The sequence below is a fragment of the Burkholderia sp. 22PA0106 genome, assembly GCF_047497155.1.
In the GTDB taxonomy this organism is placed as follows: Bacteria; Pseudomonadota; Gammaproteobacteria; order Burkholderiales; family Burkholderiaceae; genus Burkholderia.
Window position 1 is genome coordinate 1,672,091 of record NZ_CP163162.1, and the last position, 12,919, is coordinate 1,685,009.

At 67.4% G+C, this 12,919-nt stretch carries 10 protein-coding genes; all 10 read left to right on the forward strand.

Annotated features, from left to right (window positions below; translation table 11 throughout):
- The first annotated feature begins 30 nt into the window (after positions 1-30).
- Entirely contained in the window at positions 31-1,479 is a 1,449-nt protein-coding gene (locus tag AB4850_RS07160; RefSeq protein WP_414441978.1) for an FAD-dependent oxidoreductase, read from the forward strand.
- Complete coding sequence (locus AB4850_RS07165) at positions 1,472-2,608, forward strand: NAD(P)/FAD-dependent oxidoreductase (RefSeq protein ID WP_414441906.1); 1,137 nt, start codon at positions 1,472-1,474, stop codon at positions 2,606-2,608. The genes AB4850_RS07160 and AB4850_RS07165 overlap by 8 nt, the downstream gene beginning before the upstream one ends.
- A 78-nt stretch (positions 2,609-2,686) precedes the next feature.
- Positions 2,687-3,733 carry a polyamine ABC transporter substrate-binding protein gene (locus tag AB4850_RS07170; protein ID WP_414441907.1) on the forward strand — a complete coding sequence of 349 codons (1,047 nt, stop codon included), beginning with the start codon at positions 2,687-2,689 and terminating at the stop codon, positions 3,731-3,733.
- Positions 3,734-4,110: 377 nt separating this feature from the next.
- Positions 4,111-6,942 carry an EAL domain-containing protein gene (locus AB4850_RS07175; protein ID WP_414441908.1) on the forward strand — a complete coding sequence of 944 codons (2,832 nt, stop codon included), beginning with the start codon at positions 4,111-4,113 and terminating at the stop codon, positions 6,940-6,942.
- 122 nt (positions 6,943-7,064) lie between these two features.
- The gene (locus AB4850_RS07180) at positions 7,065-7,469 is read left to right on the forward strand and encodes an ester cyclase (RefSeq protein ID WP_414441909.1); all 405 of its coding nucleotides are present in this window, start codon (positions 7,065-7,067) and stop codon (positions 7,467-7,469) included.
- Between the two features lie 5 nt (positions 7,470-7,474).
- Positions 7,475-8,413 carry a LysR family transcriptional regulator gene (locus tag AB4850_RS07185; RefSeq protein ID WP_414441910.1) on the forward strand — a complete coding sequence of 313 codons (939 nt, stop codon included), beginning with the start codon at positions 7,475-7,477 and terminating at the stop codon, positions 8,411-8,413.
- Between the two features lie 123 nt (positions 8,414-8,536).
- Complete coding sequence (locus AB4850_RS07190) at positions 8,537-9,292, forward strand: SDR family oxidoreductase (RefSeq protein ID WP_414441911.1); 756 nt, start codon at positions 8,537-8,539, stop codon at positions 9,290-9,292.
- A gap of 213 nt (positions 9,293-9,505) precedes the next feature.
- The gene (locus AB4850_RS07195; protein WP_414441912.1) at positions 9,506-11,086 is read left to right on the forward strand and encodes a hypothetical protein; all 1,581 of its coding nucleotides are present in this window, start codon (positions 9,506-9,508) and stop codon (positions 11,084-11,086) included.
- An 83-nt stretch (positions 11,087-11,169) separates the two neighbouring features.
- Positions 11,170-12,168: a T6SS immunity protein Tli4 family protein gene (locus AB4850_RS07200; protein ID WP_414441913.1), complete on the forward strand. Its 999-nt coding sequence runs from the start codon at positions 11,170-11,172 to the stop codon at positions 12,166-12,168.
- Between the two features lie 381 nt (positions 12,169-12,549).
- The gene (locus AB4850_RS07205; protein ID WP_414441914.1) at positions 12,550-12,867 is read left to right on the forward strand and encodes a DUF4148 domain-containing protein; all 318 of its coding nucleotides are present in this window, start codon (positions 12,550-12,552) and stop codon (positions 12,865-12,867) included.
- Positions 12,868-12,919: the final 52 nt, after the last annotated feature.

A 12,919-nucleotide genomic window follows, 5' to 3' on the forward strand; every position in this document is an offset into this window, starting at 1 on the left:
AGTTGGCTCGACGAACCGGACGCGGGCGCGATGACGAACGAACCGCGCGTGGTGATCGTGGGCGCGGGGCCGGCCGGGATTCGCGCGGCCGAGGTGCTGGCGGCGGCCGGCATCCGCCCGGTGGTGATCGACGAAAACGCGCGCTGGGGCGGCCAGATCTATCGGCAACCACCGGCCGACGCAGGCTTCACGCGCACGAAATCCACGCTGTACGGCTTCGAGGCCGGCAAGGCCGACGCGCTGCATCGTTGCATGGCGGCACTGCTGCCGCAGATCGATTACCGGCCCGACGCGCTGGTCTGGTCGTGCGAGCCGGGCGTGCTCGACATGATGCGCGCGGGCCGCGAGGCGCGCCTGCGCTGGACCCACCTGATCATCGCCAGCGGCGCTACCGACCGCATCTCGCCGGTGCCGGGCTGGACCCGGCCGGGCGTCTACACGCTCGGCGGCGCGCAGGTCGCGCTGAAATCGCAGGGCTGCGCGATCGGCCGGCGCACCGTGCTCGCGGGCACCGGGCCGCTGCTGTATCTGGTGGCCTATCAATACGCACGGGCCGGCGCCGAGGTGGCGGCCGTGCTCGACATCAACCCGCTCTCGCGGCAGGCCGCCGCCGCGCCCAAGCTGCTGCGCCAGCCCGGCACGTTCGCCAAGGGCATGTTCTATCTGGGCTGGCTGCGCGCGCACGGCGTGCGTGTGGAACGCGGCGTGACGCTCGACGGCATCGACGGCGTCGGCAGCGATGCCGACCAGGATGGCGTCGCCGCGATCCGCTGGCGTTCGGCCGGCGGCGCGGTGCATCGGCTCGATTGCGATGCCGTGGGCCTGGGCTTCGGGCTGCGCCCTGAAACGCAACTGGCCGACCTGGCCGGCTGCAATTTCACGTTCGACACGGTGAACCGCTGCTGGCTGCCGGAAAAGGACGTGGCGGGCCGCAGTTCGGTGCCGGGCGTGTATCTGGCCGGCGACGGCGCGGGCATCGCCGGCGCGGATGCGGCCGAGCTGGCCGGCCGGCGCGCGGCGCTGGCCTTGCTGGAGGATTTGGGCGCGGGCGCGCCGCGCAGCCTCGCCGGCCCCGCCGCGGCGGCCATCGACACGCAACTGGCGCGCATCCGCGTGTTTCGCGCCGGGCTCGAACAGGCCTTCGCGCCGCCGCCGCCCGAAGCCGCGGCCGGCTGGCACGACGATCTGCTGGTGTGCCGCTGCGAAGCGGTGACGGCCAGCACGCTGCGCGCATGCATCCGCTCGGGAATGGCCACCGAGGTGAATCGGCTGAAAGCCCTGACGCGGATCGGCATGGGCCGCTGCCAGGGCCGCATGTGCGGCGAATCGGCGATGGCGCTGCTGGCCGCCGAAACCGGCCGGCCGCTCCACGAAGTGGGCCGCCCGCGCGGCCAGGCGCCGATCAAGCCGATCCCGATCTCGCCGATGCTGTTCGACGACGCAGTGCAGGTGCACGAAGCGGAGGCCCACGATGAGTGACGTGCGTCATGTGCAGGTGGCGATCGTCGGCGGCGGGCTGGTGGGCGCGTCGGCCGCGCTGGCGCTGGCCAGCCAAGGGGCGAGCGTGGCGCTGTTCGAGCGGCGCTATTGCGGCGCGCAGGCGAGCGGCGTCAATTACGGCGGCGTGCGCACGCACGGCCGGCCCGAGGTGCAACTGCCGCTGGCGATGCGCGCGCGCAAGATCTGGGATCGCCTGCCGGCGCTGATCGGCAGCGACGGCGAATTCGTCGTGTCGGGCCATTTGCGGCTGGCGCGGCGCGAGGCCGATCTCGACGTGCTCGAGGCTTGGGCCGCGATGGCGTGCAGCCACGGCGCGCAGTCGGTGGTGATGTCCGGGCCGGCGTTCCGCCGCCGCTATCCGTGGCTCGGCCCGGCCGCGATCGGCGGCGCGTTGTGCGCCACCGACGGCCAGGCCAACCCGCGGCTCGTGTCGCCCGCGTTCGCCGCCGCCGCGCGCCGCGCCGGGGCGCAGGTGTTCGAGCAGACCGAACTGACCGATATCGCGTTCGACGGCCGCCGCTTCACGATGCGCGCGGGCGGGCAGGCGTTCAGCGCCGACTGGCTGATCAATTCGGCCGGCGCGTGGGGCAATACCGTGGCCGGCCGCTTCGGCGAGGCCGTGCCGCTGCGCTCGATCTATCCCAACATGTGGGTCACCGAGCCGCTGCCGAGGTTCGTCGAGCACAACCTCGGCGTGGTGGGCGGCGGCATCTACGCACGGCAGGTGGCGCGCGGCAACTGCGTGATCGGCGGCGGGCGCGGCCACGGCGACGGCGAATACGCGCGCCCGTCCAGCGACACCACGCGCGCCGTGATGCGCGATGCCTGCGCGCTGCTGCCGGCTCTGCGCGACGCGCTCCTGATCCGCACCTGGAGCGGTGTCGAGGGCGAGACGCCCGACAATCATCCCGTGATCGGCCCGAGCGGCACCACGCCGCGCCTGTTGCACGCGTTCGGCTTTTCCGGCGGCGGCTTCCTGCTCGCGCCCGGCGTGGGCGAGGTGCTGGCCGATCTCGTGCTGCGCGGCGCGACCGACACGCCGATCGACGCGTTCTCGATCGCACGCTTCGCGGCCGGCGACAGCCGCGACGCGTTCGCGGCCGCCTGAGGCGAGGCCCGCATGCACCCGCCGTACCGTTTCCGTTCCCAGTCCGACACCCCACGCAAGCTCCAAGGAAGAACCACGATGAAACTGTCACGCACATTCGCGTCGCTCGCGGCGCTGTTCGCCATCGGCCTGGCTTCGCCCGCCTTCGCCCAGACCAAGACGATCTACATCGGCATGAACGGCGGCCCGATGGAGAAGGCCTACACCGGCCAGGTGCTGCCCGATTTCGAGAAGGCCAACAACGTGCACGTGGTGGTGGTGCCCGGCACCTCGTCGGACGTGCTGGCCAAGCTGCTGGCGAACCGCGATCACCCGCAGATGCACGTGGTGTTCCTCGACGACGGCGTGATGGCGCGCGCCGTGAGCCTGGGCGTGTGCCAGAAGCTCGACGACGCGCCGGTGCTCAAGGAGCTGTATCCGTTCGCGCGCATGAAGGGCGACATCGGCGCGGGCGTGCAGCTCGGCATGACCGGCATCGGCTACAACACCAAGGTGTTCAGCGCCAAGGGCTGGGCGCCGCCGACCTCGTGGATGGATTTCGCCGATCCGAAATACAAGGGCAAGGTGGTGTTCCAGTCCGCCTCCAGCAGCACGTTCGGGCTGCACGGCTTCCTGGCGATCAACCGGATCCTCGGCGGCAGCGAAACCAACGTCGAGCCGGGCTTCTCGAAGTGGGCCACCACGGTGGGGCCGAACGTCCTCGAATACATCCCGAACTCGGCCAAGCTCTCGGAAATGATCCAGACCGGCGACGCGGCGATCTTCCCGCTGACGCCCACCGGCGTGGGCGACCTGAAGGACAAGGGGCTGCCGGTGGCCTACGCGGCGCCGAAGGAAGGCGCGGTGCTGCTGCTGGTGGATCTGTGCGTGGTCAAGAACAACCCCGATCCGGCGCTCGCGCAAAAGCTCGCGCAGTTCCTGCTGTCCGCACCGGCGCAAACCCAGGCCGCGGTGGCCGGCAAGCAGATCCCGACCAACCGCCAGGCGACCATGCCGGCCGACATGCAGAAGAACCTCGGCGCTCTCGACCAGCTCGTGAAGAAGGTCACGGTGGTGGATTGGGATGCGATCAACGCCCGCCGCGCGCAATGGGATGCGCGCTGGAACCGCCAGATCGAGCAGTAAGCCGGGAGAGGTGGCGCTACCCCGTTGTGGCGCACCGGAGCGATTCTCATTCACGTGCGTGCGGGCCTGACAACATGTCGAAATAAATGGCCCGGTTCCGCTCCGGAAGCGCCTGAGCGCGTCGCAACCCCAAATGATCCTATGGTGCACCGTGCGCGCCAGCGTTTCGTCTGGCAAACTGAGCCCCGATCCGCGACGGCTCGAACGTTCCGTCACGTGGAATCGGGTGCGCTTGCGCCCCGTTCGCGTGCCTCGGTGGCGCTCAAGGGAACGCGGATCGTTGCCGTTAAAGGGTAGTGGTTTGTCGACTAGCGACGCGCCGGAACGCCGTTGCGGTTTCCGCGCGAGACGCAGTCGCTTCTCTCAGATATGAATGCATGAGCACGAGTCATTTTGTCCGGCCTGAAGGCAAGGTCTACGAGCGCATGATCCGGAGCATCGCCGATTATGCAATTTACATGCTCGACATCGATGGCTATGTGACCACCTGGAATGCGGGCGCACAACGCGCCAAGGGCTATCTGGAGCACGAGATCGTCGGGCGCCATTTTTCCTGTTTCTATACCCGTTCCGACCGCGCGCGCAGCCTCGCGGAATTCAATCTGCAGATTGCACGCAACGAAGGGCGTTTCGAGGATCACGGCTGGCGGGTGCGCAAGGACGGCACGATTTTCTGGGCGCATGTCGTCATCGATGCCTTGCGCAACGAAGACGGCGAGATTTTCGGGTTCGCCAAGATCACGCGCGACTGCACCGAGCGGCGCATGGTCGAGACCCAGTCGCGCCAGCGCGAGCAGAGCTTCCGGTTCCTGGTGCAGAGCGTGACCGATTACGCGATCTACATGCTCGACGTGAACGGCATCGTGTCGAACTGGAACGCCGGGGCGCAGGCCGCCAAGGGCTACTCGGCCGACGAGATCGTCGGGCAGCACTTCAGCCGCTTCTACACCGACGAGGAGCGGGAAGCCGGTGCGCCGGCGCGCGCGCTCGACACCGCGCTGCGCGAGGGGCGCTTCGAAACCGAAGGCTGGCGCGTGCGCAAGAACGGCGAGCGCTTCTGGGCGCACGTGGTGATCGATCCGATCTTCGACGACATGGGCGAGCTGTTCGGTTTCGCCAAAGTCACGCGCGACCGCACCGAGGCGCGCCGGCTCCAGCAGCAGACCATAGACCAGGAGCGCCGCTTCCGGCTGCTGGTGGAAGGCGTGACCGATTACGCCATCTACATGCTCAACGTCGACGGCATCGTCTCGAACTGGAACGCGGGCGCGCAGCGGGCCAAGGGCTACACGGCGTCGGAAATCATCGGGCGGCATTTCTCGGTGTTCTTCACCGAGGAAGACCGCAAGGCGGGGCTGCCCGCGCGTGGCCTGCAGACAGCCCGCGAAACCGGCAAGTTCGAAGCGCAGGCCTGGCGCATGCGCAAGGACGGCCAGCGTTTCTGGGCGCACGTCGTGATCCATCCGATCTACGACGACGACGGCGAGCTGTACGGCTATTCCAAGATCACCCGCGACTGCACCGAGCAGCGTCAGGCCGCGCTGGCGCTCGAAGCGACCACGCGCAACCTCGATCTCGCGCTCGACAACATGCTCCAGGGCCTGTGCCTGTTCGATCGCAACGGCCGGCTGGTGTTGAGCAACCGCCAGTTTTCCCATCTGTTCGACCTGTCCGAAACACTGCCGTCCGGCATCGAGCCGAGCCGGCTGCTGCGTCTGCTGGGCCGGCCAGTGCGGTTCGCCGGGCGCGCGCGCGCGAGCATGGCCGCGCAGTTCCGCCAGGCCGTGATGTCGGGGCATACGGAGGAAAAATCGCTGGTGGTGGGGTTTCTCGACCGCTACGTGTCGGTCGTGACGCGCCAGTTGTCGCACGGCGGCTGGGTCACCACGTTCGAGGACGTCACCGAGCGCCGCCATGCCGAGGCGCAGATCCACCATCTGGCGCACCACGATCCGCTGACCGGGCTGCCGAACCGGCTGGCGTTCCAGGAGCGCCTGCACCGGATGCTGGAGCGGGCGCAGCCGGGGCACCAGTTCTCGCTGCTGTATCTCGATCTCGACCGCTTCAAGGCCGTCAACGACACGCTCGGCCACCAGGCCGGCGACGAGCTGTTGCAGGCGGTGGCGGCTCGCCTCAGCGCGAGCCTGCGCGAATCGGACCAACTGGCCCGGCTCGGCGGCGACGAATTCACGATCCTGCAAAGCCGCAGCCGCGGGCTGGACGAGGCGATCGCGCTGGCCGAGCGGTGCATTCGCACGCTGGCCGATTCGTTCGTGATTCGCGGCGCGGAGGTGTCGATCGGTGTCAGCATCGGCATCGCGGCGCTGCCGTGCGGCTTGGCCAGCGCGGAAGTCGCGCTGCAATGCGCCGATATCGCGCTGTACGCGGCCAAGCAGGGCGGCCGCAACGGCTACCGCGTGTACCGCGACGAGATGCACGGCCCGATCCGCGAGCGCAACGAGCTGGAAGTGGACTTGCGCCGTGCGATGGCCGGCAACCAGCTTCGGCTGCACTACCAGCCGATCGTGGACGCCATCACCGGGCGCACCACCGCCGCCGAGGCGCTGCTGCGCTGGACCCACCCGGTGCGCGGCCCGATCACGCCGGCCGCGTTCATTCCGCTGGCCGAGGAGCGCGGCCACATGCCGGCGCTCGGCGCGTGGGTGCTGGTGCAGTCGTGCCGCGACGCGATGAGCTGGCCCGACGAGATCCGCATCAGCGTGAACGTGTCGCCCGCGCAGGTCGTGCATCCGGACTTTCTCAACACGGTGATCTACGCGTTGAAGGTCAGCCGGCTGCCGCCGCGCCGGCTGGAGCTGGAAATCACCGAAACCGCGCTGCTCGAATCGTCGGCCCGCTCGCGCGCCGTGCTCGGCACGATCCGCTCGATGGGCGTGGGCATCGCGATGGACGATTTCGGCACCGGCTATTCGTCGTTGAGCCTGCTGCAGGATTTTCCGTTCTCGCGCATCAAGATCGACCGCAGCTTCGTGCAGAACATCGGCAAGAAGCGCAAATCCACGGCGATCGTCAGCGCGATCGCGGGGCTGTGCCAGCGTCTCGACATCCCGGTGATCGCCGAGGGCGTGGAAACCGACGAGCAGCGGCTCGCGCTGCTGGCCGAACGGTGCAGCGAATTCCAGGGCTTCCTGTTCGCACGGCCGATGCCGGTCGAGCAGTTGCCGTGGTACAAGGCAGCGGTGGCCTGAGCCGCGCGGGCGGGGCCGGGGTGTGCCGAGCTTGACGCGGCGGCCCCGGCAACCGCTCGGCGTTCGCCCCTGAGCGGCGCGGCTGCGGCCCGGAACCTGCCCACCGGAACAAGGAGTTCGCCGTGAATCCCACCGCAGCCGATCTCGGCAGCCTCTACCGCCGTTACCTCGATTGCCTGAACCGCCGCGACTGGCCGGCGCTCGGCGAATTCGTGGCCGACGACGCCACCCACAACGGCCAGCCGTTCGGCCTGGCCGGTTACCGCCGGATGCTGGAACGCGACGTGCTCCAGATCCCCGATCTGCGCTTCGAGATCGACCTGCTGGTGGCCGAGCCGCCGATGGTGGCCAGCCGCCTGCGCTTCGACTGCACGCCGCAGGGCGATTTCCTCGGCGTGCCCGTCAACGGTCGGCGCATCGTGTTCACCGAAAACGTGTTCTACCGGTTCCGTGACGGCAAGATCGCCGAGGTGTGGTCGCTGCTCGATCGCGCGGCCGTCGAGGCGCAGTGCCAGGCAGGGCGGTAGCCGACGTGGACGAACTGCGCGCCATCGCCACCTTCATCCGTGCGGCCGAACTCGGCAGCTTCCATCGCGCCGCGCAGGCGCAGGGCAGCACGCCGCAGGCCGTCAGCAAGGCGATCCGTCAGCTGGAGGCGCATCTCGGCGTGCGCCTGTTCCATCGCACCACGCGCAAGAACGCGCTGACCGACGAGGGCACGCGGCTGCTCGACGCGGTGCGCGGCAACCTCGACGGCATTCGCAGCGCGATCAACGAGGCGCGTGGCGCGGCCCATCAGGATCAAGGGCTGGTGCGCGTCAGCGCGGGCGGCGCGGTGGCGCGCAAGGTGCTGATGCCGGTGATCGCCGAGTTTCGCGCGATGTACCCGGAGGTCCAGTTCGAGCTGGTGCTGGAGGACCGCTATACGGACGCGGTGGACGAGCGCATCGACGTCGGGTTCCGGGCCGGCAATGCGCCGGTGGCGCAGGTCGTATCGCGCCGGCTGTTTCCGATCCAGTTGCTGGTGTGCGCCACGCCGGCCTACCTGGCCGCGCACGCCGCACCGCGCCGGATCGACGATCTCGCCGCGCATCCGCTGATCGGCTATCGCCAGCCCGGCGCGGGGCAGCCCACGCCGTGGGAATTTCGCGTGAAGGGCGAGACGGAATTCCGCAGCCTCTCGTACGCCGTGTGTTGCAGCGACCCGGAGGCGGAAATGCACGCGGTGCTGGCCGGCATCGGGATCGGCCAGATCGACAGCATCAATGCCGCCGCGCCGCTGCGCGCGGGTGAACTGGTGCCGTTGCTGCCCGGCTCGACCAGCGAGCGCATGGGGCTGTATCTGTTCTACGCGCAGCGCAACAACATGCCGCGCCGCGTGCGCCGCTTCATCGATTTCTCGGTCGAACGGCTGCACGGCACGACGCAGTTCCATGTGCCGCCCGCCGCGCTGAAGGCGATGGCGCGCTGACGCTGACCGGCTGGCGTCCATTTGCCAACCGACGGTTGTCAATCAAACACCCGGTTCGTGACTACTGCGCGGCGTGCCGCATCGACACAATGGCTCCACGTTCAACCGAAACAGGAGCCCGACATGACCACGCTTTCTCTCGTTACCGGCGCGAGCCGCGGCCTCGGCCGCAACACCGCGCTCCATATCGCGCGCCAGGGCGGCGACGTGGTGCTGACCTACCTGGGCAGCCGCGAGGCCGCCGATACGGTTGTCGCCGAGATCGAGGCGCTCGGCCGCAAGGCGGTGGCGCTGCAGCTCGACACCGGCCGCGTGTCCGGCTTCGCCGATTTCGTGCAGCGCCTGCGCGGCGCGCTTCAGGCCACCTGGCAGCGCACCACGTTCGACCACCTCGTCAACAACGCGGGCCATGGCGATTTCGCGCCGATCGCGGACACCACCGAAGCGCAGTTCGACCGGCTCGTCGACGTGCATTTCAAGGGCGTGTTCTTCCTGACGCAGGCGTTGCTGCCGCTGCTCGCGGACGGCGGCCGCATCGTCAACCTGTCGAGCGGGCTGACGCGCGTGAGTGCCGAGGGCTGGGCCGCCTACGCGGCCGTGAAGGGCGCGGTGGAAGTGCTGACCGTCTATCTCGCCAAGGAGCTCGGTTCGCGCGGCATCGCCGTCAACGTGGTCGCGCCCGGCGCGATCGAGACGGACTTCTTCGGCGGCGCGGTGCGCGATACGCCCGAATTCAACCGCTTCTTCGCAAGCATGACGGCGATGGGCCGGGTGGGCGTGGCCGACGACATCGGCCCGATGATCGCGAGCCTGCTCGGCGAGGGCAACCGCTGGCTGACGGCGCAACGTATCGAGGTGTCGGGCGGGCAGGCGATCTGAGGGAGAGCGGGGAGGTGGAAGGGCTGCCGCGATACACCGCCCTTGGCCGATCCGCCCGAAGCCCGAACGCGCGTTGAGCGGGAATTTCAGGCGCCGCCGCGCGATCTGCCCGCGGCTGGGCGCCCTGATTGATCTGACGCAGGCCGGCGTGCGATGGCACGCCGTATTATCCGCAGTCGGTTTTTTCATGTCTGTGACGCGGAGAACCCTGTATTGGCCACTCGAGAACGCATCCTTTCCCCCACGATCGCCGCCGACGGCTCGGTCCATTTTTCATCGATCACCTCTGCGCCGGATGACAGCAAGGCGATCTGCTACATGGTTCCGCAGCGTGTCATCCCGGTGATCTTCGTGCCGGGCATCATGGGGACGAATCTGGCAATCAACGAACCAACGGGACCGAAACCGGTCTGGCTTCTCAACGACATGAAGTCGGTGATGCCGTGGATGGCAAGAAAGCCGAAGGAGCGCAAAGCGCTGCTCGATCCTGGCAAAACCCAGGTCCACCCGGGCGGCAATATCCTGCCCGGCACCGCGCAGACGGAAGCCGAACTGCGCCGCAGAGGCTGGGGCGAAGTAGGCTGCATGAGCTACGGAGAGTGGCTGGTGTGGCTCGAAAACGCACTGAACGATGCGCATGCCGGCACGGATTACGGTCGCAAGGGTTTGCGAGAGAGTCTCTGTCATCTCGTCACGCCCGGCCTCGAAAAACTGGCGCGCGACGAAGTGGCGCTCTCGTACAAGTACCAGTTTCCAGTGCATGCGGTGGGCTACAACTGGCTGCAATCGAACGCGGTATCGGCGCGGCGCCTGGCGACCCGAATCGATGAAATCACGGCCTGGTATCGCAAGCAGTTCAACTACCGGTGCGACCGGGTGATCCTGGTCACCCACTCGATGGGCGGGCTGGTGGCCCGCTACTACTCGGAAGTGATGGGCTTGCGCGACAAGGTACTGGGCATCGTGCACGGCGTGATGCCCGCCACGGGGGCGGCCGCGACCTACAAGCGGATGAAGACCGGCACGGAGGGCATTGCCGGGTTGGCGCTGGGCCCGACCGCCGCAAGCATGACCGCCGTGGTGGGCAGTGCACCCGGGCCCTTGCAGTTGTTGCCGAGCCCCGATTACAGCGTGGGCTGGCTGCAGATCCGGGACGGCGAGCGGTTCGTCGCGCTGCCTCAACCGGACAAGAACAATCAAGTCGATCCGTATAGCCAGATCTATACCGTGCGCAGCACCTGGTGGGGGTTATGCGACGACACGCTGTTGAATCCGCTCGATCCGGAAAAGAAAACCATCGACAAGGATTGGAGTGATTTCGAAGACTTGATTCAACGCCAGGTTCGACCTTTTCACGAAGACATCAGTGGCAAATATCACGCCAACACCTATGTCTTTTACGGCGACGATGAGACGCACAAGGCATACGGCAACGTCACGTGGGCGCAGCAAACGCCACCGCGGTTTCGCGGCGGCATTCCACCGATGGCCGATCTTCTCGAAACACGCGGCAGCGACGATCCCGCGACCGCCGGGCAACTGGTCACGGTGATGCTCGATGGCAAAGCCGCGTTCGCCACGTTCGTTCTGCGTGACGCCGACGAACATGGAGATGGCACCGTGCCGGTGCGTTCGGGCCGTGCGCCCGCCCATCACGCCCGAGCCTGCGTCTCCTTCGCGGGTATCGAGCACGAAGGCGCCTACAAGCTGGACGCAACCCGACGCTTTACGCTTCACGCCATTACCCGCATCGCGCAAAGCGTGAAGGGCACGACGCTGGACTACAAGGCATGAGGAAAATGCGCGCAACATTCGCGCTTGTCTGCCTGATATCGACCGTTGCCGGGTGCGATTACAAACCTGCACCGATGAGCCAAATGGAAAAGCAGATCGTGACCGAACTGACTACGAACCTGAAAACGCGGTGTGTGGGACGCTATCTGATCGACATGCCGGGGGAGGTTCAGGAATCCGGCCGCGCGAAGATTCACGGGGTCGTCATCAGGGCGAAGGCGATGACGGAAGATGCCTGGCGGCAGGAGATCGCGCAACGCGAGGCCGAATTGAAGGCAACCAGGAGCCGGGATGCGTATCCGTTCCTGTACGAAGCCGGCAAGGCGCGCGGAGACAACACCTACTACTTTATTCATCGAGGCTCCATCTACGATGATCCTGCCACGCGACATATCGAGGGCTACAAGTGGGACAACGGCTATCGGCTCCTGCTCGAGATCGAAACCTACGACTACCTCCACCCCGACCAAACCGACGAACCGATCGTCAAACGTTTCGAGCTGAAGAACAAGGTTCCCCAGAAAACAGCGGTGGTGTTCAGCCTGCTGGAAAAGCTGCGTGGGCGCTCTCCGGACGACATTCCGACGGAAGCCGGCGTGTGCTTCGCGGGCGGCTTCCTGCCTGGCGCAGTGGGGTACGACGAAGAAGTGAACGCCACGTTCGTCAACCTGACTCAACGGCAAGACGTCATCTGGACCATGTTCACGTTGCCGAATTTCGTTGACGATACGACCGTATCGGAGCACGCCGATAGCGCCGAAGCGCGCGAGGCGCTCAGGGGCATGGACGGCAAGGATGTCCGCAAGGGCGCCTGGGAATTGTCGGGAATGAAGGCCACGGAATGGCTGTACGAAAGTGCGATGCCGGGTGGCGGACGTGGCGACACCTTCTCGATGGCCGTCAACGAAACCACGAGCAAGCCGGCCACACCCTATTTCTCGATGGAGTTCAGTACCGGCGGTCAGTACATGGTTCAGGGGCAGTTCGTGAAATTCGACCCGCCGTCGCTCACCACCGGTGCCGCCGTCGCGCTATGGGACGCCGCGTCGAGAACACTGAGACTCAAGCCGAGCGCAGGGTGAGCCTGAGCCACCCGGCGTTCGCGGAGCGTCATGCTGCCCGAGCCGCCTTCCGCCGCCACACCCGCAACCGAAACAGCACCGCGATAAACCCCACCGACACCAGCCCGCTGACGGCCTGCACCGTCACGCTGTTGCCGACCGGTCCGCAAAACCGCAGGCCACCAGCGCTTCCAGGCACACCGCGGCGGCGAGCGCGTGAACGTCGCCTACGGGCACGATCGGACGTTTCTCGACTGGCTCGGGCGGTTTCGTTGAAGGCGGGGCAGGCAGACGCGGGTGATAAGTTTTCCGGCGAGGCCATTAATTCGATGTCGTCCGCATTTACCCTTATCGCGTTAACCCTCATGCTTCGGGCTCAGACACTTGCCCTCAAGGATCGCGATGAAATTTGCTGCCCCCCACCGTATCGTTGCGCTGGCCGCTGCCGGCGTGTTTGCCGTCTTGAGCGTGGCGTCGGCGCCCGCGTTCGCCGAGGGCGCGAATCACGCGATCACGCGCGCCGAAGTGCGGGCGGAACTCGTCGAGCTGGAGCAGGCGGGGTACAACCCGGCCGGGTATGACGGGCGGCTGCATCGGCGCATGGAAGAGGCGGAGGCGGTGATTGCCCGGCGTCGGGCGGCGGCCGCTGCCGACAAGGTGATGGCGCTGGAGCCGGTTTCGACGTCGCAAGCCGGCGTGATGTTGCAGGCTTCGAAGTAAGGCATCGCCTTGCAGGCCATCGCGCGCCCTGAACACCGCATCGCCTGATCCC